This is a genomic window from Cellulomonas sp. (genome assembly GCF_035634735.1).
In the GTDB taxonomy this organism is placed as follows: domain Bacteria; phylum Actinomycetota; class Actinomycetes; order Actinomycetales; family Cellulomonadaceae; genus Cellulomonas.
The window spans coordinates 1-24678 of record NZ_DASQCJ010000057.1 but is presented as its reverse complement, the minus strand read 5'-3'; the positions used below and the strand labels follow the sequence as shown (position 1 = coordinate 24678).

The 24678-nt window shown below is 76.7% G+C and carries 23 protein-coding genes and 1 pseudogene; 11 read left to right on the top strand and 13 right to left on the bottom strand.

Translation table 11 applies throughout. From position 1 onward, the window contains the following. From VER05_RS05480 to VER05_RS05465, 4 genes are all read right to left on the bottom strand, one after another. On the bottom strand, positions 1 to 281 hold a 281-nt coding region (locus tag VER05_RS05480; RefSeq protein WP_324844380.1), incomplete at its 3' end, for an ATP-binding cassette domain-containing protein. Further along, entirely contained in the window at positions 278 to 1333 is a 1056-nt protein-coding gene (locus tag VER05_RS05475) for a FecCD family ABC transporter permease (protein WP_324844379.1), read from the bottom strand. The genes VER05_RS05480 and VER05_RS05475, both read right to left, overlap by 4 nt. Continuing rightward, complete coding sequence (locus tag VER05_RS05470; protein ID WP_324844378.1) at positions 1305 to 2066, bottom strand: class I SAM-dependent methyltransferase; 762 nt, start codon at positions 2064 to 2066, stop codon at positions 1305 to 1307. The genes VER05_RS05475 and VER05_RS05470 overlap by 29 nt, the downstream gene beginning before the upstream one ends. Then, the gene (locus tag VER05_RS05465) at positions 2063 to 3079 is read right to left on the bottom strand and encodes an ABC transporter substrate-binding protein (RefSeq protein WP_324844377.1); all 1017 of its coding nucleotides are present in this window, start codon (positions 3077 to 3079) and stop codon (positions 2063 to 2065) included. The genes VER05_RS05470 and VER05_RS05465 overlap by 4 nt, the downstream gene beginning before the upstream one ends. Positions 3080 to 3174: 95 nt before the next feature. Between VER05_RS05465 and VER05_RS05460 the strand changes: the two genes are divergently transcribed. From VER05_RS05460 to VER05_RS05435, 6 genes are all read left to right on the top strand, one after another. Then, the gene (locus tag VER05_RS05460) at positions 3175 to 3858 is read left to right on the top strand and encodes a Type 1 glutamine amidotransferase-like domain-containing protein (protein WP_324844376.1); all 684 of its coding nucleotides are present in this window, start codon (positions 3175 to 3177) and stop codon (positions 3856 to 3858) included. Then, on the top strand, positions 3855 to 4265 hold the full coding sequence (locus VER05_RS05455; RefSeq protein WP_324844375.1) for a hypothetical protein: 411 nt from the start codon (positions 3855 to 3857) through the stop codon (positions 4263 to 4265). Before VER05_RS05460 ends, VER05_RS05455 begins: the two co-directional genes overlap by 4 nt. Before the next feature lie 81 nt (positions 4266 to 4346). Beyond that, complete coding sequence (locus VER05_RS05450) at positions 4347 to 4580, top strand: FeoA family protein (RefSeq protein WP_324844374.1); 234 nt, start codon at positions 4347 to 4349, stop codon at positions 4578 to 4580. Next, positions 4577 to 6487 (top strand): ferrous iron transport protein B, encoded by a 1911-nt coding sequence (gene feoB / locus VER05_RS05445; RefSeq protein WP_324844373.1) that lies wholly within the window; start codon positions 4577 to 4579, stop codon positions 6485 to 6487. The genes VER05_RS05450 and feoB overlap by 4 nt, the downstream gene beginning before the upstream one ends. Further along, positions 6484 to 6810 (top strand): hypothetical protein, encoded by a 327-nt coding sequence (locus tag VER05_RS05440; protein WP_324844372.1) that lies wholly within the window; start codon positions 6484 to 6486, stop codon positions 6808 to 6810. The genes feoB and VER05_RS05440 overlap by 4 nt, the downstream gene beginning before the upstream one ends. A gap of 2 nt (positions 6811 to 6812) precedes the next feature. Further along, positions 6813 to 7385: a GNAT family N-acetyltransferase gene (locus VER05_RS05435; RefSeq protein WP_324844371.1), complete on the top strand. Its 573-nt coding sequence runs from the start codon at positions 6813 to 6815 to the stop codon at positions 7383 to 7385. Here VER05_RS05435 and VER05_RS05430 read toward each other — a convergent pair. The 3 genes from VER05_RS05430 to glnA form a co-directional block, all read right to left on the bottom strand. Beyond that, positions 7346 to 8800, bottom strand: coding sequence for a PQQ-binding-like beta-propeller repeat protein (locus tag VER05_RS05430; RefSeq protein WP_324844370.1), 1455 nt, complete (start codon positions 8798 to 8800; stop codon positions 7346 to 7348). The two genes, VER05_RS05435 and VER05_RS05430, sit on opposite strands and share 40 nt — an antisense overlap. 70 nt (positions 8801 to 8870) lie before the next feature. Next, positions 8871 to 9914, bottom strand: a complete 1044-nt coding sequence (locus VER05_RS05425) for an NAD(P)-dependent alcohol dehydrogenase (protein WP_324844369.1) — start codon at positions 9912 to 9914, stop codon at positions 8871 to 8873. 127 nt (positions 9915 to 10041) lie between these two features. After that, positions 10042 to 11466, bottom strand: coding sequence for a type I glutamate--ammonia ligase (gene glnA, locus VER05_RS05420; protein WP_324844368.1), 1425 nt, complete (start codon positions 11464 to 11466; stop codon positions 10042 to 10044). 195 nt (positions 11467 to 11661) lie between these two features. Between glnA and VER05_RS05415 the strand changes: the two genes are divergently transcribed. Continuing rightward, a complete protein-coding gene (locus VER05_RS05415; protein ID WP_324844367.1) occupies positions 11662 to 12159 on the top strand; it encodes an RDD family protein in 498 nt (165 codons plus the stop codon). Positions 12160 to 12362: 203 nt separating this feature from the next. On the opposite strand, the gene VER05_RS05410 is transcribed toward VER05_RS05415, so the two are convergent. Further along, entirely contained in the window at positions 12363 to 13088 is a 726-nt protein-coding gene (locus VER05_RS05410; RefSeq protein WP_324844366.1) for a DUF4191 domain-containing protein, read from the bottom strand. Between the two features lie 186 nt (positions 13089 to 13274). Between VER05_RS05410 and VER05_RS05405 the strand changes: the two genes are divergently transcribed. Then, positions 13275 to 13793 (top strand): flavodoxin domain-containing protein, encoded by a 519-nt coding sequence (locus VER05_RS05405; protein WP_324844365.1) that lies wholly within the window; start codon positions 13275 to 13277, stop codon positions 13791 to 13793. Between the two features lie 25 nt (positions 13794 to 13818). Here the strand turns inward: VER05_RS05405 and VER05_RS05400 are convergent, their stop codons facing one another. After that, positions 13819 to 14286 (bottom strand): MarR family winged helix-turn-helix transcriptional regulator, encoded by a 468-nt coding sequence (locus tag VER05_RS05400; protein ID WP_324844364.1) that lies wholly within the window; start codon positions 14284 to 14286, stop codon positions 13819 to 13821. A gap of 77 nt (positions 14287 to 14363) precedes the next feature. Here VER05_RS05400 and VER05_RS05395 point away from each other — a divergent pair, with 77 nt between their 5' ends. Together VER05_RS05395 and VER05_RS05390 are read left to right on the top strand one after the other, a co-directional pair. Continuing rightward, positions 14364 to 16718, top strand: coding sequence for an MMPL family transporter (locus VER05_RS05395; RefSeq protein WP_324844363.1), 2355 nt, complete (start codon positions 14364 to 14366; stop codon positions 16716 to 16718). Positions 16719 to 16728: 10 nt separating this feature from the next. After that, complete coding sequence (locus tag VER05_RS05390) at positions 16729 to 17763, top strand: Gfo/Idh/MocA family oxidoreductase (RefSeq protein WP_324844362.1); 1035 nt, start codon at positions 16729 to 16731, stop codon at positions 17761 to 17763. Positions 17764 to 17779: 16 nt separating this feature from the next. Here the strand turns inward: VER05_RS05390 and VER05_RS05385 are convergent, their stop codons facing one another. Next, complete coding sequence (locus tag VER05_RS05385; protein WP_324844361.1) at positions 17780 to 18667, bottom strand: TIGR01777 family oxidoreductase; 888 nt, start codon at positions 18665 to 18667, stop codon at positions 17780 to 17782. A gap of 124 nt (positions 18668 to 18791) precedes the next feature. Here VER05_RS05385 and VER05_RS05380 point away from each other — a divergent pair, with 124 nt between their 5' ends. Next, complete coding sequence (locus VER05_RS05380) at positions 18792 to 19823, top strand: LacI family DNA-binding transcriptional regulator (protein WP_324844360.1); 1032 nt, start codon at positions 18792 to 18794, stop codon at positions 19821 to 19823. Positions 19824 to 20010: 187 nt separating this feature from the next. Here the strand turns inward: VER05_RS05380 and VER05_RS05375 are convergent, their stop codons facing one another. The 3 genes and pseudogenes from VER05_RS05375 to VER05_RS05365 all read right to left on the bottom strand — a co-directional run. Continuing rightward, positions 20011 to 22179 carry a glucoamylase family protein gene (locus VER05_RS05375; protein WP_324844359.1) on the bottom strand — a complete coding sequence of 723 codons (2169 nt, stop codon included), beginning with the start codon at positions 22177 to 22179 and terminating at the stop codon, positions 20011 to 20013. A 175-nt stretch (positions 22180 to 22354) separates the two neighbouring features. Beyond that, entirely contained in the window at positions 22355 to 24172 is a 1818-nt protein-coding gene (gene sucB / locus VER05_RS05370; RefSeq protein ID WP_324844358.1) for a 2-oxoglutarate dehydrogenase, E2 component, dihydrolipoamide succinyltransferase, read from the bottom strand. Positions 24173 to 24204: 32 nt separating this feature from the next. After that, positions 24205 to 24678, bottom strand: a pseudogene (locus VER05_RS05365) (dihydrolipoyl dehydrogenase); the annotation flags it as partial.

Sequence of the window (24678 nt, the reverse complement as noted above, 5' to 3'; positions counted from 1 at the left end):
CGCCGCGGCACGTCGCCGAGCGGCTGGCCACCGAGCCGCACCTCGCCCGCCTGCGGGACGACCGCGCCGGCGAGCGCGTGCAGCAGCGTGGACTTGCCGGAGCCGTTCGGCCCGAGCAGCCCGGTGACGCACCCGGCGGGTGCGGCGATCGCGACGTCGTCGAGGATCGGCGCGGCGCGGCCCCGGACGCGCACGGTCAGGCCGGAGCCGGTCAGGGCCACGGGTCGCCCGGGGGCGCCCGCGGGTCGCGCGGCGGCGCCGCCGTGCGCCGGGCCGCTCACGCGCGCTCCCGGCGGTGCAGGATCACCAGGAACACCGGGACGCCCAGCAGCGCGGTGACGACGCCGGCGGGCAGCTGCCGCGGGGCCAGCGCCGTCCGGGCGACGGCGTCCGCCAGCATGAGGACGACCGCGCCGCCCACCGCGCTGACCGGGAGCAGCCGGCGGTGCAGCGGGCCCGCGACCGCCCGGACCGCGTGCGGGACGATCAGCCCGACGAACCCGATGGCGCCCACGCTGGACACGACGACCGCGGTGACCGCCGCGGTCGCGACGAGGGCGACGGTCCGCACCGCCGCCACCGGCACCCCGAGCGAGGCGGCGGTCCGGGCGCCGAACGCGAACGCGTCGAGGTCGGACGCGACGAGCCGCAGCGCCACGAGGGCGACGGCGGTGACGGCCGCGCACAGGACGACCGCCGGCCAGCGCGCGGCGGCGAGCGAGCCGGTGAGCCAGTAGGTGAGCCCGCGCGCCGCGTCGGCGTCGCCCCAGCCGAGCAGCACCAGGGACGTCACGGCCGCGAAGAGCTGACCGACGACCACCCCGGTCAGCACGAGCCGGCCGGATCCCGTCGTGCCGCGGCCGAGCAGGAGCAGCACCAGCCCGAACGCCGCGAGCCCGCCGACGAGCGCGCCGCCCGCGAGCGAGACCGTCCCCGCGCCGAGGCCGGTGACAAGCACCAGCACGGCGCCGGTCGACGCGCCCGACGAGATGCCGAGCAGGTACGGCTCGGCCAGGGCGTTGCGGGTGACGGCCTGCAGCACGGCGCCGCACACGGCGAGCCCGGCCCCGGCCACCGCCGCGAGCAGCACGCGCGGCGCGCGCAGCTCCCAGACCACCGAGTCGGTCAGCCGGGGGAGCGGCGCGACCGGGAGGCCGAGGTGCCCGGCCAGCGACCGCGCGGTCTCGCCCCAGGTGATGTCCCCGCCGCCGACCCCGACGGCGGCGAACGCGACGGCCGCGAGCAGCAGAGCCGCCCCGGCCGTCGCGGCCGCCGGACCGCCGAGCCCCGCGCGCGCCGCCAGGTCAGCGCTGCGCGAGGACGACGTAGTCATCGAGGTGCTGCCACACGGGTCCCGCCTCGCGGAACTGCGCCGCGCGCAGGGCGGCCACGTGGAAGTCGAGCCCGAGGTCCGGGTTCGGCGGCCGGTCGGCGTAGCGACGCTCGCGCTCCGGGGCGAGGGGCGCGAAGTGCGGGTGCGCCACGAGCTCCGCGAACCACGCGTCCCAGGTCAGCGCGCCCGCGGCCTGGTCGCGGGCTTGGGTGGCGGCGTCGTCGCGCCGGCCGAGCTCCTCGAACAGCGGGCGGCCGGACGCCTGCCGCAGGTGGTCGGCGTTCAGCAGCACGCCGCCGGGCTCGAGGACGTCCGCCGCGTCCCGGTAGACGCGGGCGAGCACGTCGGCCGGCAGCCAGTGCAGGGCGGTCGACGACAGCACGGCGTGCGGACGCCGGCCGCCGAGGACGTGGGTCCAGCCCGGGTCCCACAGGTCGGCCTCGTGGAACTCGACGCGGTCGCCGTGGCCGGCCAACGCCTGCCGCCCGAGCTCGACCAGCAGCGGGTCGAGGTCGACCGCCACGCAGGTCATCCCCGGGAACCGGTCGAGCACCCGTGCGGAGACCGAGCCGGGGCCGCACGCCAGGTCGACCACGAGGGCCCCGGCGGGAGCGGTCTGCGCGAGCACGTCGAGCATGACGGCGAACCGGTCCTCGCGCCGGTTGATGTAGGCCGCCTGCTGGCGGTCCCAGGCCGCGAGGTGGGCGCGCGACCAGTCGGCGACGGCGGTCACCGGTCCGCCCCCGCGAACCCGACGAGCGCGCCCGACAGCGTCGACAGCGCGTCGATGCTGCGGACGGACGGGTCCATCTCCGTCGCCGGGATCGCCACCAGCCGGTCGTCCCGCACCGCCGAGAGCTGCGCGGTCACCGCGTCCGCGCGGAGCTGCGCGGTCTTGTCGGCGGCGCTGTCGCCGGCCAGGCCGCGGGACAGGTCCGCGAGCACGAGGACGTCGGGGTCGCGCTGGGCGATCGCGTCCCAGCTCGTCTCGGCCCACTGCGCGTCGAGGTCGTCGAACGCGTTGCTCGCGCCGGCGAGCTCGGTGAGCGTCTGCGGCAGCCCCGCGCTCCCGGCGACGATCGGCGCGCCGTTGATCGTGGAGTAGATCCACGCCACGTCCAGGCCGCCGGCGTCGGGCGCGGCCGCGGCGACCTCGTCGAGCACCGCGCGCTGGTCCGCGACCAGGTCCGCGCCGCGGTCGTCGACGCCGAACAGCGCCGCCAGGTCGGTGACCTCGGCGAAGATCTGGTCGAAGCCGACCTCGTCCGCGACGAGCGCGGGGTCCTCGCAGTCGTTCGCCGACAGGTAGGCCGGCACGCCGAGGTCGGCGAGCTCCGCCCGCTCGCCGACGGCGTCCGCCGCGAAGGCGGAGGCGCGCATCGAGTACACGAAGTCCGGTGCCGTCTCCCGCAGCTGCTCGGCGGTCGGGTACTGGTCGGCCAGCACCGGCACCGCGGCGTAGGCCTCGGCGTACGTGGGGGCGACCGCGTCGGTGAGGTACGCGGTGCCGGCCATCCGGTCGCCGAGGCCGAGCGCCAGCAGCAGCTCGGTGGCGCCCTGCTCGAGCGTGACCGCGCGCTCCGGCGGCGCGGTCACGGTCACGTCGAGGCCGCAGCTGGTCACGGTGACGCCGTCGGCCGCGTCGGACGGCGCGGCCCCGGCCGAGGCGCCGGGCGCGGCGCAGCCGGCGAGGGCGGCGACCAGCACGGCCCCGGTCGCCGCAGTGGGAATGAGAATCGTTCGCATGAATGGGATCCTACGGGCTCGCCGGGGGTGCCCGGGACCACCCGCGCGGGTGCAGGATGGGCCGGGCCCGCGACGACCACGACCCGGGAGGTCCCGTGCAGCTCCTGCTCACGTCCGGCGGCGTCACCAACCCGAGCATCCGCGCGGCGCTCGACCGGCTGCTCCCGCGCCCCGTCGCGGAGTGCCGCGCGCTCGTCGTCCCGACCGCCCAGTGGGGCCACCCGCTCTGCGGCCCGGGGTCGGTGCGGGGCCTCGTCGCCGCCGAGCCGGGGTTCGAGCACCTGACCGGCCTCGGGTGGGCGTCGCTCGGGGTGCTCGAGCTGACCGCGCTGCCGACGATCGGCGCCGAGCGCTGGGCGCCGTGGGTGCGGGACGCCGACGTGCTGCTCGTCGACGGGGGTGACGCCACCTATCTGGCGCACTGGGTGCGCGCGTCCGGGCTCGCCGACCTGCTCCCCGGCCTGCCCGACCTGGTCTGGGTCGGCGTCAGCGCCGGCAGCATGGTCATGGCGCCGCGGATCGGGGAGATGTTCGTGGAGTGGCCCGAGGCGCCGGATGACAGTGCGCTCGGCGTCGTGCCGTTCGCGATCTTCCCGCACCTCGACGCGTTCCCGACGAACACCCGGGCGGCCGCGGAGCGGTGGGCGGCCGGCCTCGGCGGCGTCCCGGGGTTCGCGATCGACGAGCAGACGGCGATCGTGGTCGCCGGCGGGGCGGTCGAGGTGGTGTCCGAGGGGGAGTGGGTGCGGCTCGGCGGCCCCGGCGAGGAGCGGGGATGACCCGGTTCGCGATCGACGCGCCCGCGGCCGTGCGGCTGGTCGAGGCGGGGTTCGTCGTCCCCGACGGGCACCAGCTCGTCGCGCCGAACCTGCTCCGCTCCCAGGCGATGGGCCTGCTCTACCGGGACGTCCGCGCCGGCGCGCTCGATCCCGCGCGGGCCGCCGGGCTGCTCGACGGGCTGACGACGCTGCGGGTGCGGCTGCTCGGCGACCGGGTGTCGCGGGCCGTGGCGTGGCGGATCGCCACCGAGCAGGGGTGGGACGACGTCGCGCCCGCGGAGTACGTGGCGGTGGCGCGGCTGCAGGCCGACGTGCTCGTCGCGGTGGACGAGGACCTGGCCCGGCGGGCGCGGGGGCTGGTCGAGCTGGCGCCGGTGGGCGAGCTGCTGGCGCTGGGGGCGGGGTAGCCCCCGGGGCCGCCCGGGGGCCGGGCACCGGGGACCTCCGACCCATGAGGACAGGCTCACCTCAGTCCTAGCCTCACGAGCATGGACCTCGGGCACTGGCCACTCGCTCAGCCGGGCCGCGTGGTCCGCGTCGACCTCGACCCCGGGCACCGGCTGCGGCTCGCCGAGCTCGGCCTGCGGCCCGGCACCGCGTTCCGGGTGACGCACCGCGGCGCGTTCGGGGGCCGGGTGCTCGCGCTCGGGGCGGACCGGTTCGCCGTGGACGCCGCCACGTGCGCGCGGATCGCGGTCGAGGCCGCGGACGTGGCCCCGTGAGCTGCCACGAGCCCGCCGGCGGCCCGGCGCCCGCGGCGCTCGCGACCCGCGACGCGCGCGTCGTCCTCGTCGGCAGCCCGAACGTCGGCAAGTCCACCCTGTTCAACACCCTCACCGGCGCCCGGCAGCGCGTGGTGAACGCGCCCGGCACGACCGTCGAGCTGCAGACCGGCTCCTGGCGCCGGCTGCGCGGCGTCGCGGTGGTCGACCTGCCCGGCACGCACAGCCTGCTCGCGCGATCGCCGGACGAGCAGGTGGCGGCGGAGGCGGTGCGGGGGACCGGGCCGCTCGGCGCCCCCGACCTCGCGGTGGTGGTGGTCGACGCGTCGGCGCTGTCCCGGTCGCTGTACCTGCTCGCGCAGGTCGCCCGGGCGGGCGCCCCGACCGTCGTCGCGCTGACGATGTCGGACGTCGCGGCGGCCCGCGGCATCGCCGTCGCCCCCGCGGACCTGGCGGCGCTGGTCGGGGTGCCGGTCGTGGCCGTCGACCCGCGCACCGGCCGGGGCGTCGACGCGCTGGGCGCGGCGGTGCGGGCGGCGCTCGACGACCCGGCGGTCCCGTCCCTGGGTCTCGACCTCGACCCGGCGGCGGACGACCTCGCGGCAGCCGACGCCCAGCTCGCGTGGGTGGACCGCACGGTGCGGGTGCTCGCCCCCGCGCCGCCGGTCCGCACGCTGTCCGACCGCGTCGACCGGGTGCTGCTGCACCCCGCGGCGGGGGTGCCGGCGTTCCTCGCGGTGATGTGGGCGGTGTTCCAGCTCGCCACCACCGTCGCCGGGCCGCTGATCGACGGCGTCGACGGGCTGGTGAACGGCACCCTCGCCGACGGGCTGCGCGGCGCGCTGCCCGGGCCGGCGTGGGTCTCGGGCCTGCTGGTCGACGGCGTGCTGGCGGGCGTGGGCACCGTGCTGTCGTTCGTGCCGCTGATGGCGCTGGTGTTCCTGGCCATCGCGCTGCTGGAGGACTCGGGCTACCTCGCGCGGGCCGCGTTCGTCGCCGACCGCGCGATGCGGGCGATCGGCCTCGACGGGCGGGCGATGCTGCCGCTGGTCATCGGGTTCGGCTGCAACCTGCCGGCGCTGGCCGCGACCCGCACGCTGCCGAGCGCGCGCAGCCGGTTGATGACCGGGCTGCTGATCCCGTACACCTCGTGCCCCGCACGGCTGACCGTCTACATCCTGCTGGCGGGCATCTTCTTCCCGGACCGGGCGGGCACGGCGATCTTCGCGATGTACGTCGCGAGCATCGCCCTGGTCGTGCTCGGCGGGCTCGCGCTGCGCCGCACGCTGTTCCGGGACGTCGTGCGGGAGCCGCTGGTCCTCGCGCTGCCGGCGTACCAGCGGCCGCGGGTGCGCGCGCTCCTGCTGTCGGCGTGGAGCCGGTGCGTGGCGTTCGTGACGAAGGCCGGCACGATCATCGTCACCACGCTCACCGTCGTCTGGCTGCTGATGGCCGTGCCGGTGACGGGCCAGCACGCGATCGCCGACGTGCCGGTCGAGGACAGCCTGTACGGCCGGACGGCGGAGGCGATCGCGCCGGTGTTCGCCCCGGCGGGCTTCGACGACTGGCACATGTCGGCCGCGCTGGCGACCGGGTTCGTCGCCAAGGAGGTCGTCGTCGGGTCGTTCGCGCAGTCCTACGCGGTGACCGAGCCCGACGACCCCGCGCACGCGGGCGACCTCGGCGCGCGCATCCGCGCCACGTTCGAGGCGTCCTCGGGCGGGCACGCGGCCGCGGCGGCGGTGGCGTTCATGGTGTTCGTCCTCGCGTACACCCCGTGCCTGGCGACCGTGGGGGAGCAGCGGCGGCTGTTCGGCGCGCGGTGGACGCTCGGGGCCGTCGGCGCGCAGCTGGTGCTCGCGTGGGTGCTGGCGGTCGCGGTGTTCCAGGTCGGGAGGCTGCTGTGAGCCTGCTGGCGGCGGTGCTGGACGAGACCCGGCGCGGGCACGGGGCCGACGCGATCGCGGCGCGGCTCGGGGTCGAGCGCGGGCTGGTCGACGCGGCGGTGGACCACTGGGTGCGGGTCGGCGCGGTCACCCGGGCCGGGGACCTGCTGGGGTGCGGCGGGTGCGGGACCGGCGGGGGCCCTCCGGGTGCGCCGGGCGTGGCGTCGCCGGCGTGCCGGGGGTGCCCGGTCGCGCCCCGGGCGGCCGCGTCGGGCCCGGTCGCGCCGGGTCCGGTCGCGCCGTGGCGGCGCGCGCTGCCGCTGGTGCTGCGGGGGCGGCGGTAGCCGTGTCGGCGTTCGCGGAGTTCGCGCCCGGCGCGCGCGGGGAGCTCGTCCCGCTCGCGGTCCGCCCCGCCGTGCCGGACGACGTCGGGGCGCTGGTCGACATCCAGCGCCGCGCGGGACGCGACGCGCACCCCGAGTCCTACCGCCGCGCGATCGGCGACCCGGGCCGGTGCGTCCTCGTCGCGCTGCCTGCGGGGGCGCCCGACGGGCCGGCCCCGGTCCTCGGCTGGGCGCAGACCTACCACCACGACGAGGCGACGGACCCCGCGCCCGTCGGCCACTACCTCGGCGGCGTCACGGTCGACCCGCGCTGGCGGCGCCGTGGCGTCGCGGCGGCCCTGACCGGCGCGCGGATGGTGTGGGTCGAGGAGCGGGCCGCGGAGGCGCACTACGTCGTCAACGCGCGGAACCGCGCGTCGATCGCGCTGCACGAGCCGTGGGGGTTCGCGGAGGTCGCGCGCGGGCCGCGGCTCTCGGGCATCACCTTCGACGGCGGGGTCGGCATCCTGCTGCGCGCGGCCACGCGCCCGCCGCGTCAGCGGATCCGGAACACCTCGAACCCGCCGCCCCCGTAGCCGTACAGCACGCCCCCGGCCGGCCACAGAGCCGCCAGGTGCTCGGGCACCGGCGTGGTCCACACCCGCCGGCCCGACCCGAGGTCGTACGCGGACAGCACCAGGCCGGCGTCCTCGTCCGCGCGCTCGGACCGCAGCAGGTGCCGGCCGTCCGTCATGAGCTGCGCGTCCTCGACCGGGGACGTCGGGACGGACCAGACCTCGTCCCCGGTCACCGCGTCGACGGCCCACAGGGCCTCCGAGTCGCTGCCGTAGAGCACGCCCTCCAGGAGCAGGTACCCGCTCCGCGGGCTCGTCCGCGCCGGCCGCTCCCAGCGCACCGCGCCCGTCGCGCCGTCGACGCCCCGGACGACCGAGCCGTCCGCGACCGGCTGGACGCCGGGGGCCGAGCCGTCGTCGGGCCACACCGGCAGGGGGTGGCCGTCGAGGGTGGCGGTACCCGAGCCGTCCGCGCCGAGCAGTCGCACGGCGCCGGTCGTCGGGAGGGCGACGAGGGCGTCGCCGCGGAGCGTGGACAGCGCCTCGGCGTGCGCCTCGATCCGCCCGTCCGCGGGGTCGACCGACCACGTCGCGCCCGTGCCCCGGACGAGCACGTGGCCGCCCAGGTCCGCGAGCCAGCCGCTCCACAGGTTCTCGTCCACCGGGTCCGCGATCTCGGTGCGCCACCGCTCGGTACCGCCGCGCACGTCGCTGCCGCGCAGCAGGACCCCGTCGTCCCCGCGGGTGCCGACGACGAGCACGTCGCCGACGACCGTCGCCTCGGCGCCGGGCTCGAGCTCGCGGGCGCCGGCGACCGCCCCGGCCGCGAGGTCGACCTCGACCAGCCGGGTGGTGAGGCCGGCGGCGTGGTCCGATGCCGCGGCGCCCGACGCCGCGGCGCCCGACGCCGCGTCCGTCACGGTGCACCACAGCGTCTCGGCCACCGCCGACGCGACCGCCGCGAGCCCCTTCCCGGACGTGCAGGCGGCGGTCTGCGTGTCCTCGGCCCCGGTCGACGCGAGGCCGACCCCGACGCGCCACGCCTCGTCGCCGGTCTCGCCGTCGAGCGCGACCACCTCGGCCGGGCCGAACCCCGGCACGACCACCCCGGCGACCAGGCCGTCCGGGGTGGCCGTCCCCGCGGAGAGCACCGTGAGCGCGTCGGCCGGCCCCCACGGCGTCGCCGAGAGCGGCGCGGTGACCGTCTCGGCCAGCACGCCCGGCGTCGCGCGCAGCCGGTCCGCCCGGGAGTCCGCCCGGTGGTCGCCGACCGCCTGCGCCGCGACCAGCGCCAGGACGAGCGCCACCGGCGCCGGCCACCACCGGCGCAGCAGCGCGCGGGCGCGGCGGGCGCCGGCCGAGGGCGTGCGCGGCTCGGCGGGCGGCCCGGCGACGTCGTCGTCGAGCTGCACCTCGGCCATGCGGTCGGCCCCCATGACCGGGGACTCTACGGGCGGCGGGGCGGCCGCGGGGCCGGTTCGGGCGGGCGTGCGTCGGTGTCGGGGCTCAGGCCAGCGTCGCGACGTCGATGACGAACCGGTACCGCACGTCCGACCGCAGCACGCGCTCGTACGCCTCGTTCACCTCGTCGACCGCGATCAGCTCGGTCTCGGGCGCGATGCCGTGCTCCGCGCAGAAGTCGAGCATCTCCTGGGTCTCGGCGATGCTGCCGATGCTCGACCCGGCGAACGAGCGGCGGTTGCCGAACAGCGTGAACACCTGGACGGGCAGCGGCTCGCCCGGGGCGCCGACGTTGACCAGGGTGCCGTCGAGCCGCAGCAGCGACAGGTAGGCGCCGAGGTCGACGACCGCGGACACCGTGTTGACGACGAGGTCGAACGCGTTGGCGAGCTCGGCGAACGTCGCCGGGTCCTCCGTCGCGTAGTAGTGGTCCGCGCCGAGCTCCAGGCCGTCGGCCTTCTTGCTCAGGGTCCGGGACAGCACCGTCACCTCGGCGCCCATCGCGTGCGCGAGCTTCACCGCCATGTGGCCGAGGCCGCCCATGCCGACGACCGCGACCTTCTTGCCCGGGCCGGCGCCCCAGTGGGCGAGCGGCGAGTACGTGGTCACCCCGGCGCACAGCAGCGGCGCGGCCTTGTCGAACGGGATGGCCTCGGGCACGCGGAGCACGAAGTCCTCGTCGACGACCACGTGGGTCGAGTAGCCGCCCTGCGTGATGGTGCCGTCGCGGTCGACGGACGCGTAGGTCTGGGTGTTGCCCTCGAGGCAGTACTGCTCCAGGCCGGCCCGGCAGTTCTCGCACTCGCGGCACGAGTTCACCATGCAGCCGACGCCGACCCGGTCGCCGACGGCGTGCCGCGTGACCCCGGCGCCGACCTCGGCGACCACGCCGACGATCTCGTGGCCCACGACCTGCGGGTAGGTGATGGGGCCCCAGTCGCCCCGGACGGTGTGGATGTCGGAGTGGCAGACGCCGGCGTAGCGGATCTCGATCAGCACGTCCTTCGGGCCCACGTCGCGGCGCTCGATCGTCACGGGGACGAGCGGCTCGGTCGCGGAGGGGGCGGCGTAGGCGTTGACGGTGAGCACGGGACTCCCAGGGATGGGGGACGGGGAGGGACGAGCCCAGTCTCGACCCTCCGGCCCGGGGACGCCACGAGGGGCGTCTCCCTGACGGGAGACGCCCCTCGCATGCGCACTGACCGGGAGCAGCCGATCAGACGTCGTAGTAGAGCTCGAACTCGTGCGGGTGCGGGCGCAGCCGGATGGGGTCGACCTCGTGGGACCGCTTGTAGTCGATCCAGGTCTGGATGAGGTCCGGGGTGAACACGTTGCCGGCGGTCAGCCAGTCGTGGTCGGCCTCGAGGTTGTCCAGCACCTCGGCGAGCGTGCCGGGGACCTGGGCGATCGCGGCGTGCTCCTCCGGCGGCAGCTCGTACAGGTCCTTGTCGACCGGCTCCGGCGGCTCGATCCGGTTCTGGATGCCGTCGAGGCCCGCCATCAGCATGGCGGCGAAGCACAGGTACGGGTTCGACGACGGGTCCGGCACGCGGAACTCGATGCGCTTGGCCTTCGGGTTCGAGCCGGTCACCGGGATGCGGATGCACGCGGAGCGGTTGCGGGCCGAGTAGACCAGGTTGACCGGCGCCTCGAAGCCCGGGACCAGGCGGTGGTAGGAGTTCACCGTCGGGTTGGTGAAGGCCAGCAGCGACGGGGCGTGCTTGAGCAGGCCGCCGATGTACCAGCGGGCCATGTCGGACAGGCCGCCGTAACCCTTCTCGTCGAAGAACAGCGGCTTGCCGTCCTTCCACAGGGACTGGTGCACGTGCATGCCCGAGCCGTTGTCGCCGAACAGCGGCTTCGGCATGAAGGTCGCGGTGCGGCCCTCGGCGTGCGCCACGTTCTTCACGACGTACTTGAACAGCTGCACCTTGTCGGCCGACTTGGCGAGGGTGTCGAAGCGGTAGTTGATCTCCGCCTGGCCGGCGGTGCCGACCTCGTGGTGCGCCCGCTCGACCTCGAGGCCGAGGGCGTCCAGCTGGAGCGAGATCTTGTCGCGCAGGTCGGCGAAGTGGTCGACCGGCGGGACGGGGAAGTAGCCGCCCTTGTAGGGGGTCTTGTGGCCGAGGTTGCCACCCTCCTCGACGCGGCCCGTGTTCCAGGCGGCCTCGATGGAGTCGATCGAGTAGAACGAGGTGTTCTGCTTCGTCTCGAAGCGCACGTCGTCGAAGATGTAGAACTCGGCCTCGGGGGCGAAGAACGCCGTGTCCGCGATGCCGGTCGAGCGCAGGTACGCCTCGGCCTTGGCGGCGACCTGGCGCGGGTCGCGGCTGTAGGGCTCGTCGGTGTACGGGTCGACGATGTGGAAGTTCAGCACGAGCGTCTTCTCCGTGCGGAACGGGTCGACGAACGCCGTCGTCACGTCCGGGAGGAGCTTCATGTCGGACTCGTTGATCGCCTGGAAGCCGCGGATCGACGACCCGTCGAACATCTGGCCCTCGACGAAGAAGTTCTCGTCCACGGACGCGGCGGGCACGTTGAAGTGCTGCATCACGCCGGGCAGGTCGCAGAACCGGACGTCGACGAACTTGACGTCCTCGTTCTTGATGAAGGCCAGGACTTCCTCTGGCGTGCTGAACATCCGCTGCTCCTCGGGTTGACGTGCCCTCACCGGGCTCCGACGAGGCTAGGGGTGCCCGATTTCCCGCCGGTGTACCGATTGTTTCGCCCGTGTTACGTGACCCCGGATCCGTGTTGCGGGCACGTGACGTCGCTGGGCGCGTCGGCGTGCGACGGGCGGGCGGGGGAGCGCGCGGCGGCCGGTTACCGTTGACGCATGGTCGATCGCGAGGACGTCGGTTCGTGGCTCGAGGGCCCGCCCGTGGGGAACGGCGGCGCGCCCAGCGGCAGCCGGCTGGGGCTGCCCGCCACGGGGAGCGGGTCGCTCGCGCCGCTGGGGCGCCGGCTGATCGCGCTGCTGATCGACTGGTTCGCCTGCCTCGCGATCGCGAACGTGTTCCTGCCCGCGGACGCGCAGCAGCTCGGCACGCTGGCGGTGTTCGCGGTCGAGAACGTGCTGCTGGTCGGCACGGTCGGCGGCACGCTGGGCCACCGGCTGCTCGGCATCCGGGTGCGCCGGGTGCGGCCGCCGCAGCTGCTGGTGCAGCGCCCCGGGGCGCCGGCGCCGGACCCGGGGCCGGACGCGCCGCCGAACCTGCTGCTGGCGCTGGTGCGCACGGTGCTGCTCTGCCTGGTGATCCCCGCGGTGGTGTGGGACGCGGACGGCCGCGGCCTGCACGACCGCTCCGCGGGCACGGCGATCGTCCGCCGCTGACCCGCTGACCCGCTGACCCGCTTCGTCCCCGGGCGCACGCCTCACGTCCCTGGTCGCCGAGATGGCAACTCTCGGCTGTCTGCGAGCGCTCGGCCGCAGCCGAGAGTTGCCATCTCGACGGAGGTCTTCGGCCGGGAAGCAGGACGCGCCCGCACCCCCGGGAGGGGTGCGGGCGCGTCCTGCGCGTGGGGGGCGGCCGCGGCTCAGCGGCCGCGCATGCCCTTGCGGTCCGGGCGGACGCGCATCGGGTCGACGCCCTTCGGCACCGGCATCTTCACGGCGCCGAGCGCCTGGAGCCGCTTGACGACCTCGCCGACCTCGGCCTTGGTGAGCTGCGGCTTGAGGCGCTGCACCTTGCGGGCGAGCTGCGGCAGCGGGACCTGGCCCTCGTCGCGGCCGACCTCGATCAGCGTGATCGGCACGCCCTGCAGCACGCGGGCGGTGCGCTTGCGCTCGGACTCGAGCAGCTTGCCGATCCGGTTGGCGGGGCCCTCGCCGACCAGGACGATGCCCGGGCGGCCGACGCCGCGGTAGACGAGGTCCTGCGTGCGCGGCGCCACGGCGACCGGCTCCTGCGCGAACGTCCAGCCGCGCCGGATGGTGCCGAGCGCGGACAGCGCGGCGCCGGGCTGGCCCTCGATCCGGGCGTACGCGGCGCGCTCGGCGCGGCGGGTCAGCGTGAACATGGCGCCGAGCAGCGCGAACGGGATGCTCAGCAGCAGCGTGTACCACCACGTGAAGAACAGCAGGCCCAGGATCAGGCCCACCGCGACGATGCCGAAGAACACCCCGAGGATCAGCCAGGTCACCGCCGGGTCCTGCTGGCGGGTCATCTGGTACGCCTGCCAGACCTGGTGGTACCACCGGGTCTTCTTCACCTTCGCGGGCTTCGCGGCCGCGCCGGCGGTCGGGTTCTTCTCACGGGCCATGACCCGGGAGTCTACCGGCGCGCGGGCCGTCGTCGTCGCCCGGTCGGACGGGCCGCCGCGGCGGGCGGTGCCGGTCGGCCGCGGCGGCGGGACCGAGGTCCCTGGCGGCCGGCGCGCCGCGGGGGTGACGCTGGGAGGACGGGCGCGGCGCCGGTGCCGGGCCCCGGGACGCAGGGGGAGGCGACCATGCGGGTCCTGGTGACGGTGGCGTCGCGGCACGGGAGCACGCGCGAGATCGGCGCCGAGGTGGCGGAGGTGCTGCGCTCCGCGGGCCACGACGTCGTGGAGGCCGACCCCGACGACGTCGGCGCGGTCGAGGAGTACGACGCGGTGGTGCTCGGCTCGGCGGTCTACGTCGGCCGGCTGGCGGCGGCGCTGCGCGAGCTGGTCGACCGGGAGGGCGGGCAGCTCGCCACCCGGCCGACGTGGCTGTTCTGGTCCGGCCGGGTCGGGGAGCCGCCGCTGCCCGCCGCCGAGCCCGACGACGTGCGCGTCGTGGCCCGCCGGGTGGCGGCGCGGGGCGTGGCGGCGTTCGGCGGGCGGCTGCAGCGCGACGAGCTCGGGCTCGCCGAGCGGGCGCTGGTCGCGATGATCGAGGCCGAGGCGGGGGACTTCCGCGACTTCGACGAGGTGGACGCCTGGGCGGCCCGGGTCGCCGACGAGCTGCGGCGGATCGAGCGCGGCGGCCGGGTGGCGCAGGGCTGAGCCACCCGGCCGGCCGCCCGGGCCCTCAGCGCCGCGCGACCAGCAGCAGCAGCGCGCGCAGCTGGTCGACCTGCTCCTCCGTGAGCCCCTCGGTGACCATCGCCTCGGCCGCGACCGGGTCGGACGCCGCGAGGACGGCCGCGCGCCCGGCGTCGGTGGCGGAGATCTGGTGCTTGCGGCGGTCGGTGGCGTGGGCCGTCCGGGTGACGTAGCCGGAGCGCTCGAGGCGGGCGAGCACCCGGCTCATCGTCTGCTCGGTGACGTCGCAGGCCGCGGCGAGCTCGGCCTGGGTGCGCGGTCCGCGCAGCAGGATCACGAGGACGGGCTGGCTGGCGTGGTTGAGGTCCCAGGACGCGAGGTGCGCGTTCCAGTCCCGCTCGACCCGGCGCGCGGCGGCGGACAGCAGCCGGCCCACCGGCCAGCCGCTCGGCTCCGGCGCGGCCATCGCCTGCCACCGCGGGTGCTCCTGCGGCCCTCCGGCGTCGCGCTCCACTCGTCCCTCTCCTCCTGCTGGGCCGTTGCCCCGGCCTCATGTTGCCGGAACGCGGCGCGTCCCGCATAGTGCTCAGCATGCTGAGGAACGGGGCGCGGGGGATCGGGCGGGGACTGGCCGTGCTGGCGGTCGCCGCGGGGTGGTTGGCGGTGGGCTCGCTCGGGGGCATGGCCCAGGGGCAGCTCTCGCAGGTGCAGACGAACGACGCGGCGGCGTTCCTGCCGTCGTCGGCGGAGTCCACGCGGGCCGCGGAGGCGTCGGCGGCGTTCACGGAGTCCGAGGCGCTGCCGGTGCTGGTGGTGCTCGAGGCCGAGGGCGGCGGGGCGCTGGACCCGGCCGCGATCGCGGCGGTGCAGCCCGTCGTCGCGGGGCTGCCGGACGTGGCGATGCCCGGCGCCGACCCGGCCGCGGGCGACCCGGCCACGCTCGGCGACGTGCTCACGGCCGACCCGGTCGTCGTGCCCTCGGAGGACGGCGAGGCGCTGCTCGTCCCGCTGTCGCTCGACGCCGAGCAGGCGGACGCCTCGCTGGCCGACGACGAGAGCGTGGTCGGCGCGACCGTGCAGGCCGTGCGCGACACGCTGGCCGACGAGCTGGGCGCCACCGCGGACTCCTCCGGCGAGGCCGGCCTGCGCGCCTGGGTCACCGGCCCGGGCGGGTTCGTCGCGGACCTGACCAACGCGTTCGGCGGGATCGACGGCGTGCTGCTGCTCGTCGCGCTCGGGGCCGTGCTGGTGATCCTGGTGCTGGTCTACCGGTCGCCGTTCCTGCCGCTGGCGGTGATCCTCACCGCGGTGTTCGCGCTGTGCGCCGCCGCGCTCGCCGTCTACCACCTGGCCGACGCCGGGGTGCTGACCCTGAACGGCCAGGCCCAGGGCATCCTGTCGATCCTGGTCGTCGGGGCGTCCGTCGACTACGCGCTGCTGATCGTCGCCCGCTACCGCGAGGAGCTGCGCTCCGTGGCGGCGCCGTCCGCCGCGATGCGCCGCGCGCTGCGCCGGAGCCTGGAGCCGATCACCGCCAGCGCGGGCACCGTCGTCGCCGGTCTGCTCTGCCTGCTGCTCTCGGACCTCGCGTCGAACCGGTCGCTCGGGCCGGTGGGCGCGCTCGGCATCGCCGCCGCGTACCTGGCCGCGTTCACGCTGCTGCCGCTCCTGCTGCTGATCGCCGGTCGGCGGTCCCGGGTGCTGTTCTGGCCGCGGGTGCCGCGGGTGCCGCGGGTGGCCGAGCCCGGCGCGCACGCCGTGGGCCCGGCGCACGACGAGCCCGCCGCCGCCGGGGCGCCCGTCGCCGCGCCGGCGCACGACCACCACGGGGCGCACGCGCCCGCGGGCCACCCCGCGCCCGCGCAGGGCCTCTGGGGCCGGCTGGCCCGCGGCGTCGGGCGGCGGGACCGCCTGGTGTGGGTGCTGACCACGGTCGTCCTGCTCGGGTTCGCGGCGTTCCTGCCGACCTTCAAGGCGTCGGGCACCAGCCAGGCCGACGTGTTCCTGACCGAGGTCGACGCGGTGGCCGGCGAGGAGGTGCTCGCCGCCCACTTCCCGGCCGGCACCGTGCAGCCCGCGATCGTGATCGTGCCCCGGGCCGAGGCGGACGCCGTGGCCGAGGCGGCCCTGACGGTCGACGGCGTGGTGTCCGCGACGCCGTACACCGGGGCGACCACCGGCGCGCCCACGGGTCCGGGCGACGAGGCGGCCGAGCCGGCCGAGCCGGTCGTCGTCGACGGCGACGTGCGGGTGGACGTGACCACCGAGGCCGCCGCCGACACCACGGAGGGCGTGGCCACCGTCGAGCGGCTGCGGGACGCGGTGCACGAGGTCGCGCCCGACGCCCTGGTGGGCGGCGCCGCCGCCGAGACGCTGGACGCGCAGGACGCCGGCACCCGGGACCTGCGGGTGATCGTGCCGGTGGTGCTGGTCGTGATCCTGCTGATCCTCATGGTGCTGCTGCGCTCCGTCGTGGCCGCGGTGCTGCTGATGCTCGCCAACGTGCTGTCGTTCGCGGCGGCCCTGGGCGTCGCGGCGATCGTGTTCGACCACGTGCTCGACTTCCCGGGCGCCGACCCGGCCGTGCCGCTGTACGCCTTCACGTTCCTCGTGGCGCTGGGGGTCGACTACTCGATCTTCCTGATGACCCGGGTCCGGGAGGAGAGCGCGCGCCTCGGTACCCGGGAGGGGGTGCTCCGCGGGCTCGCCGTCACCGGCGGGGTCATCACCTCGGCGGGGGTCGTGCTGGCGGTGACCTTCGCGGCGCTCGGCGTCATCCCGCTGCTGTTCCTCGCGCAGCTGGCGTTCATCGTGGCGTTCGGCGTCCTGCTCGACACGCTGGTGGTCCGGAGCCTGCTGGTGCCGGCGCTGGTGCACGACGTGGGCCGCCGGACCTGGTGGCCCAGCCGGCTCGCCCGCGAGGAGGTGGACGCGCACCGGGCCTAGGGTGGCGGCCATGACGGACGCGCTGCGGGTGGGACTGGTCGGCTACGGCTCGGCGGGGCGGGGCATCCACGCCCGGCTGCTCCGCGAGGTCGGGGCCGAGGTCGTCCGGGTCGTGACCCGGAACCCCGCGCGCGCGACCGCGGCCGGCCGGGACTGGCCGGGCGTCGCCGTCGACCCGGACGTGCCGGCGCTGCTCGCGCACGCCGCGGAGCTCGACGCGGTCGTGATCGCCAGCCCGACCGGCGACCACGTCGACCACGTGACGCAGGCGCTCGCCGCGGGCGCGTGGGTCGTCGTCGACAAGCCGCTCGCGACCACCGCCGACGAGGCCGCCGCGCTGACCCGGCTCGGCGCGGAGGCCGGCGGCCGGCTGACCGTGTTCCAGAACCGCCGGTGGGACCCGGAGCAGCTGACGCTCCGGGCGCTGCTCGACGCGGGCGAGCTCGGGACGGTGCACCGGTTCGAGCGCCGCTGGGAGCGCTGGCGGCCGGTCCCGCAGGACCGGTGGAAGGAGAACGACACCCGCGCGGGCGGCCTGCTGCTCGACCTCGGGGCGCACCTGGTCGACTCCGCGGTGCAGCTGTTCGGCCCGGTCGCGCGGGTGCACGCCGAGCTGCGCAGCCTCACCACGCCCGCCGAGGACGACGTGTTCCTCGCGCTCACGCACGCCGCGCGGCCCGACGGGTCGGCGGTCATCAGCCACCTGCAGGCCGGTGGCCTGGTCGGCGCGCCCGGCCCGCGCACCCGGGTGCTCGGCGACCGCGGCGCGTACCTGGTGACGAGCTTCGAGGGCGAGGCGACGCCGTTCTCGGCGCTCGACGAGGGCGACGACGCGCACGAGGGCTGGCTCGTGCACGGCGACGAGCGGGTGCCGGTGCGGCGCGCGCCTGGCGGGCACCCGGACTACTACCGGGCGGTCGAGGCCTGGGTGCGCGGCGCGGGCCCGGTCCCGGTGGACCCGGCCGACGCGGTGATGACGGCGCGGGTCCTGGACGCGGCGCGCGTCTCGGCGCGGGAGCACCGGGCGGTCCCGCTGGACGCGTAGCCGCCCGCGCGCGGGGTCAGCCCAGGACGTAGGCGGCCGCGGACTCCGGGGTGGGGTGGGCGTGCGTGAAGCCGGAGGCCGTGAGCGCCGCCGGGACGACGCGCAGGCTGCCGAGGATCTCCTCCGAGAACTGGCCCAGCGCGATCCGCAGCGCGAACCCCGGCACCGGGAGCACCGCGGGCCGGTGCGCGCGGTGCGCGAGCGCCCGGACGATCGCGATCTCGGTCGCGGGCTCCGCCGTGAGGTTCACCGGGCCGCTGACCGGCGCGTCGAGCAGGTGCAGGATCGCGCGCACCTCGTCCTCGAGGCTGATCCACGACCAGTACTGCCGCCCGCTGCCGAGCGCCCCGCCGAGCCCGAGCCGGATCAGCGGCAGCAGCCGCCCGAGCGCGCCGCCGGACGGCGCCAGGACGATCCCGGTGCGCAGGAACGCGACCCGGACCCGCGGGTCGGCGACGGCGGGCGCCGCGGCGGCCTCCCACGCGCGGACGACCTCGGCGAGGTAGGACGTGCCGTACGGCTCCTCCTCGGTGACCCGGGTGTCGCCGCGGTAGCCGTAGGCGCCGGTGGCGGAGCCCTGCAGCAGCACGCGCGGCGGCTCGGCCATCCCGGCGACCGTCCGGGCGAGCAGGCCGGTGGTGCTCGTCCGGGACTCGAGCACGACCTGCTTGCGCGCCGGGGTGAGCCGCTTGTCGCCGACGCCCGCGCCCGCGAGGTTCACGACCGCGTCCGCGCCGGCGAGCGCCGCCGGGTCGAGGGTGCCGGCCCGCGGGTCCCAGGCCCGCTCGTCGGGGTTCCGCGGGGCGCGGCGGACCAGCCGGCGCACCTCGTGCCCCTCCGCGCGCAGCCGCGCGACCAGCGCCGTCCCGATGAGCCCGCTCGACCCCGCCACCACCACGATCATGCGGCCGACCCTACGTGCGCCGCCGGTGCGCGGCGCGCCGACGGGCGGTGGGCCGCGGCGCCTGGCCGCGGCGCCGGAGCGCGGCGCGTCGGGCGCGCCCCGCGGGCCCCTACGCTGGGGCGTCATGGACGCCGAGCACCCGGGCGCCGGGGCGCCGCCGCCCCTCGCCGTCGTCGCCGCCGAGGCGGGCGTCTCCGTGCCGACCGTGTCGAAGGTGCTGAACTCCCGCCCGGACGTCGCCGGCGCCACCCGCGAGCGGGTCACCGCCGTCCTGGCCCGGCACGGGTACGCGGTGCGGCCGTCGGGCAGCCGGCGGACGGGGTTCGTCGACCTGCGCGTCGTCGACCTCGACAGCACCTGGGCCGAGGCCGTGGTGCGCGGGGCGGCGCGCGCGGCGGCACGGCTGGGCGCGGACCTGGTGGTGACGGTCGACTCCGACCCGGGGTCCGGGTCGGGCGGCGCCTGGGTCCGGCACGCGCTGCGGCGCGGGACCGACGGGTTGGTGAGCGTCGTCGGCGTCCCGGACGAGGCGGCACGGGCGGACCTCGCGCGGGCGGGCGTGCCGCTCGTCGTCGTCGACCCGCGCACCCGGCCCGACCCGGAGCTGCTGGCCGTCGCGGCGACCAACTTCCGCGGCGGCCTCGACGCGACCGCGCACCTGGTCGGGCTCGGGCACCGGCGGATCGCGACGATCACCGGCCCGCAGGACCAGGACAACGCCGTCGCGCGGCTCGCCGGGTACCGGACCGCGCTGATCCAGGGCGGGCTGGTCGCGGACGAGGAGCTGGTGCGCGGCGGCGCGTACGGCGTGGACGCGGGGTTCCGGGCGGCCGAGGTGCTGCTCCGGGCCGAGGACCCGCCGACGGCCGTGTTCGCCGCGTCCGACGACACCGCGATCGGCGTCCTGCGCGCGGCCCGGGAGCACGGCGTACGGGTGCCGGAGGACCTGTCGGTGGTCGGGTTCGACGACCAGCCGGTCGCCCCGTGGCTCGACCCGGCGCTGACGACCGTGCGGCAGCCGCTCGACGAGATGGGCGACGCCGCCGTGGTGCTGGTGCACCGCGCCCGGGAGGGCGGCGGGCGCGGGCACGCGCACCTGGAGCTGGCGACGCGGCTGGTGGTGCGGGCGTCGACCGCCGCGCCGCGGGCGGGCTGACGCCCGCGCGTTGACGCCCACGCCCCGCGCCCGCGCGCCCCGCGCCGTGCACGCACGCCGAGTCTCCGGAGTCGGACTGCGTCCCGCGGGGGTGCGGGAGTCGGACTCCGGAGACTCGGCGTCGGTGTGCACGCGGCGCGTGCGTGCGCGGTGCACCGCGCGCGGTGCGCGCCGCGCGCGGTGCGTGTCAGGCCGTCAGGCGCCTCCGGAGCAGCAGGCCCGCGGCGCCCGCCAGGGCGCCGAGGGTCGCCAGCGCGCCCAGCGCCGCGTGCGCGCCGGTCACCGCGAGGTCCGGCCCCGCGGCCCCGCCCGCCGCGGGCTCGTCGCCCGCCGGCGCGGTCCCGGCGTCCCCGGCCGGGTCCTCCGCGCCCGGCTCGACCACGCCGGCGCCGCCCGGGTCGCCGCCAGCGCCGCCGGCGCCGCCCGCGACGGTCAGCGTGACCGCCGCGCCCGGCACGGTGATGCCGGCGTCGTTCGTCGTCGCCAGCGCGAGCGCGTGCTCGCCCGCGGCCGGCGGCGTCGCGACGTCGCACGCCCACGCGCCGTCCGCGTCGACGTCCGCCGCGCACCAGACCGCGCCGTCCGGCCCGGTGACCGTGAGGTGCGCGCCGGGCTCGCCGGTGCCGGCCAGCCCCGTCACGGCGTCGACCGTCGACCCGGGCGCGGGCTCGGCGAGCACCGGGGCCACCGGCTCGGCGGCGGACGAGAACACCTCCGCCGCGAGCACCGGCTGGAGGTTCTGCTCCATGTCGGGGCCGACGACGTAGTCGCGCAGCAGCCCGTCGCGCAGGTAGTTGCCGATCGCGGCGACGATCATCGACTGGTCGAGCGACAGGTACCGCTCGGCGACGGTCCCGGTCCGCACCGCGACGGCGTCGTAGAACCCGCCGGGCCCGTAGGCGTCGAAGTCGGCGGCGATGTTCTTGAGGTTGTCGATCACGCCGCGCGGGTCGTACTCCAGCCCGAGGAACGCGGCGTGCGGGGTGACGACGCCGTCGCCGAACTCGGGCTCCGGGTTGGTCGCCTCGCGGCAGCCGGCGAAGCCGAGGTCGACGTCGGTCGTGCCGTCCGACAGGTACCCGTCCGACCGCATGCCCAGCACGTCGACGCCGTACTCGGCGTAGCCGCCGTGCGGGTCGCTGGCGGGGGAGAAGCCCCAGTAGCCGTAGCCCGTCTCGTCCAGCCCGTGCCGCTTCTGCGCCTCGACGACCAGCGGGTGGTTGACGCCCCAGGACCGTGGGGCCCACTCGGACTCGGGCACGAGCATGTCCGGCATCAGCGCCTCGAACATCGAGCCGCCCCAGCCGGGCACGAGGGCCATCTCGTCGTAGTGGTAGACGCCCTCGTAGACGGGGACGCCGTCGTAGGTGCGGGTCACGCCGCTCGGGCGCTGCTCCTGCCAGGACCAGTCGCAGGTCGACGGGAAGGTGCGGTAGGTGCCCCAGTACGCCTCGGGCGGGATCTCGCCGTCCGTGATGCCCAGGTACAGCGCGATCCGGGTCTCCGAGACCGTCGTGTCGTAGTGGTGGCAGGTGTAGTAGACGGTCTCGCCGCCGGTGTAGTTGCCGGGCACCGAGCAGCCCGAGGGCTCGGAGTCCCAGAACCCGCCCCGGATCAGCCCGACGCCGAGGTCGGCCCGGCCCTCCGGGTTGTAGTAGACGCCGAAGTGCATCGAGTCGTAGAGCGCCGTGGCCTCGTCCGCGAGCTTCGGCTCGGCCGACGCGACCACCCGCAGCGCCGCGGCGAGCCAGCCGTTGTCGACCGACGACAGGAAGTGCTCGACCGGGTCGCCGCTGTCCGGCCAGGTGTCGACGCGGTCGCCGGTGGCCGGGTCGTACCAGTTGTAGAACATGCCGGACTCGTCGTGCCGGTCCAGGCGCTCCAGCGTGCCGAGCGTGGTCGCCAGCCGGTTGCGGGCGTCCCGGTGGCTGAGCAGGCCCAGGTCCCGCGCGACGACCGTCGACCACAGGTAGCCGCCGATGTTCGTCGGCGAGGTGTACGCGCTGGCCGTGCCGGGCTCGAGCGCGCCGGGCATGTTGTCGGCGACCAGACCCGTCTCGGCGTCGGTCATCGCGTCGAGGGAGCGGTAGGTGTCGGCGAGCCAGGTGCGGAGCTGGCGGACGTCCCGCCCGCCGCCCTGGCCGCCGCCGTGCCCGCCGCCCTGGGCCTGGTCGCCGCCGGCCGGGGCGGGGGCGGCGGAGGCGGCCGCGGGGGCCAGCGCGGCGGCCGAGCCCGCCAGCAGGGCGGCCAGCCCGGCGGCGAGGGCCCGCCGTCGGCGGGGTCGGCGCCCGGGCGGGGGCGGGGGCTCGGGGGAGTCGGGCCGGCGCCGTCCGGTGGCGCGGGGTGCTGCTCGCATCGGGGTCACGTCCTCGTGGTCCGGGGCGCCGAAATTTCGACACCCGTTGTCGAAAGAGCGCCAGCACGGTAGTGGGCCCGCACGGTCCGGTCAACGGCAGGGCCCGGCCCCGGACGCACGACGCCCCGGCGACCGCGTGGGTCGCCGGGGCGTCGCGTCCTGCGTCAGGCGGTGCTCAGAGGCCGACCTCGGCCTCGAACGCGCCCTCCTCGATCCGCTGCTTCACGGTCATGAGGTACCGCGAGGCGTCCGCGCCGTCCACCAGGCGGTGGTCGTACGACAGGGCCAGGTAGCACATCGACCGGATCGCGATGACCTCGGCGCCGTCGGCGTCCTTGATCACGACCGGGCGCTTGACGATCGCGCCGGTGCCCAGGATGGCGGAGGTGCCGCCCGGGACGATCGGGGTGTCGAACAGCGCGCCGCCCGAGCCGGTGTTGGTCACCGTGAAGGTCGCGCCGGACAGCTCGTCCGGGGTGACCTTGTTGGCGCGGGTGCGGCCGGCCAGGTCGGCGATCTTCCGGCCGATGCCGGCCAGGTTGAGGTCGCCGGCGTCCCGGATCACCGGCACGACGAGGCCGCGCTCGGTGTCGACCGCGATGCCGATGTTCTCCGTGCCGTGGTAGGTGATCTCCTTGCCCTCGAGCACGCCGTTGATCTTCGGGTGCACCTTGAGCGCCTCGACCGCGGCCTGCACGAAGAACGGCAGGAACGTGAGGTTGACGCCCTCGCGGGCCTTGAAGGAGTCCTTCGCCTGGGCGCGGAGGCGGGCGACGCGGGTGACGTCGACCTCGACCACGGAGGTCAGCTGCGCCTGGCTGTGCAGGGCGTCGACCATGCGCTCGGCGATGACCTGGCGCAGGCGGCTGGCCTTCTCGGTCGTGCCGCGCAGCGGCGACGGCTCGGTCGAGCGCGCGGCGGCCGGGGCCGACGGCGCGGACGGGGCGGCGGCCGGGGCCTGCGGGGCGGCGGCGGCCTTGGCGGCCTCCTCCGCCTTCGCGGCGGCCTCGAGGACGTCCTCCTTGCGGATGCGGCCGCCGACGCCGGTGCCGGTCAGGGTCGACGTGTCGACGCCCTTCTCGGCGGCCAGCTTGCGGACCAGCGGCGTGAGGTAGGAGCCCTGCGCCTGGGCCGGGGCGGCCTGCTGCTGGGCCGGTGCGGCCGGGGCAGCGGGGGCAGCGGGGGCGGCCGGGGCCGACTGCGTCGGGGCGGGCACCGGCGCCGGGGTCGGCGCGGGGGCCTCCTCCGGGGCGGCGGCCTGCGGCGCGGCCTCGGTCGCGGCGGGGGCGGCGGCCTGGGCCGCGCCGTCCTGCGACTGGCCCGACGCGGCGGGCGCGGAGCCCGAGCCGATGACGGCGAGCGGGGCGCCGACCTCGGCGGTCTCGTCCTCGCCGACCAGGATCTGCTGCAGGGTGCCGGCGAACGGCGACGGGACCTCGGTGTCGACCTTGTCCGTGGAGATCTCGAGCAGCGGCTCGTCGACCTCGACGGTGTCGCCGACCTGCTTCAGCCAGCGGGTGACGGTGCCCTCGGTGACGGACTCGCCGAGCGCCGGCAGGGTGACCTGCTGGCCGTCGCCGGAGCCCTGGGCCTCGGCGGCCGGGGCGGGCTGCTCGGTGGCGGGGGAGGCGGACTCGACCTCGGGGGCCGGGTCGCCGTAGCCCTCGCCCTGCGTGGTGGCGCCGGTCTGCTGCGCCGGGGCCTCCTCCTGCGCGGGGGCGGACTCGGCCGGGGCGGCGTCGCCGCCGGCGCCCGAGCCGTCGCCGATCACGGCCAGGACGGCGCCGACCTCGGCGGTCTCGTCCTCCTGGACCAGGATCTGCTCGAGCGTGCCGGCGAACGGCGAGGGGACCTCGGTGTCGACCTTGTCGGTCGAGATCTCGAGCAGGGGCTCGTCGACCTCGACGCGGTCGCCCACGTTCTTGAGCCAGCGGGTGACGGTGCCCTCGGTGACGGACTCGCCGAGAGCGGGAAGCTGCACGTTGTCGGACATGACCGCTCGTGTCTCCTTCGAAGTTCGTGTGGTCAGTTGTGGGCGTGCAGCGGCTTGCCGGCGAGCGCCAGGTGCGCCTCGCCGAGAGCCTCGTTCTGCGTCGGGTGGGCGTGCACGAGCGCCGCGACGTCCTCGGGGTACGCCTCCCAGTTCACGATGAGCTGGCCCTCGCCGATGAGCTCGCCGACGCGCGCGCCGATCATGTGCACGCCGACGACGGGGCCGTCCTTCTGGCGCACGAGCTTGATGAAGCCCTGCGTCGCGAGGATCTGGCTCTTGCCGTTGCCGCCGAGGTTGTACTCCAGGGTCTCGATCGCGTCGGCCCCGTGCACCTCCTTGGCCTTCGCCTCGGTCAGGCCGACGGACGCGACCTCCGGGTCGGAGTACGTGACGCGCGGGATGCCGGACTCGACGATCGGCTGCGGGTTCAGGCCCGCGATCTCCTCGGCCACGAAGATGCCCTGGGCGAAGCCGCGGTGCGCGAGCTGCAGGCCCGGGACGATGTC

Coding starts and splice junctions, on each gene's coding strand:
- VER05_RS05475 (WP_324844379.1), bottom strand. CDS start 1,333: ATGACTACGTCGTCCTCGCGCAGCGCTGACCTGGCGGCGCGCGCGGGG.
- VER05_RS05465 (WP_324844377.1), bottom strand. CDS start 3,079: ATGCGAACGATTCTCATTCCCACTGCGGCGACCGGGGCCGTGCTGGTC.
- VER05_RS05455 (WP_324844375.1), top strand. CDS start 3,855: ATGACCCGGTTCGCGATCGACGCGCCCGCGGCCGTGCGGCTGGTCGAG.
- VER05_RS05450 (WP_324844374.1), top strand. CDS start 4,347: ATGGACCTCGGGCACTGGCCACTCGCTCAGCCGGGCCGCGTGGTCCGC.
- VER05_RS05430 (WP_324844370.1), bottom strand. CDS start 8,800: ATGGGGGCCGACCGCATGGCCGAGGTGCAGCTCGACGACGACGTCGCC.
- glnA (WP_324844368.1), bottom strand. CDS start 11,466: ATGTTCAGCACGCCAGAGGAAGTCCTGGCCTTCATCAAGAACGAGGAC.
- VER05_RS05415 (WP_324844367.1), top strand. CDS start 11,662: ATGGTCGATCGCGAGGACGTCGGTTCGTGGCTCGAGGGCCCGCCCGTG.
- VER05_RS05410 (WP_324844366.1), bottom strand. CDS start 13,088: ATGGCCCGTGAGAAGAACCCGACCGCCGGCGCGGCCGCGAAGCCCGCG.
- VER05_RS05405 (WP_324844365.1), top strand. CDS start 13,275: ATGCGGGTCCTGGTGACGGTGGCGTCGCGGCACGGGAGCACGCGCGAG.
- VER05_RS05395 (WP_324844363.1), top strand. CDS start 14,364: ATGCTGAGGAACGGGGCGCGGGGGATCGGGCGGGGACTGGCCGTGCTG.
- VER05_RS05390 (WP_324844362.1), top strand. CDS start 16,729: ATGACGGACGCGCTGCGGGTGGGACTGGTCGGCTACGGCTCGGCGGGG.
- VER05_RS05385 (WP_324844361.1), bottom strand. CDS start 18,667: ATGATCGTGGTGGTGGCGGGGTCGAGCGGGCTCATCGGGACGGCGCTG.
- VER05_RS05380 (WP_324844360.1), top strand. CDS start 18,792: ATGGACGCCGAGCACCCGGGCGCCGGGGCGCCGCCGCCCCTCGCCGTC.
- VER05_RS05375 (WP_324844359.1), bottom strand. CDS start 22,179: ATGCGAGCAGCACCCCGCGCCACCGGACGGCGCCGGCCCGACTCCCCC.
- sucB (WP_324844358.1), bottom strand. CDS start 24,172: ATGTCCGACAACGTGCAGCTTCCCGCTCTCGGCGAGTCCGTCACCGAG.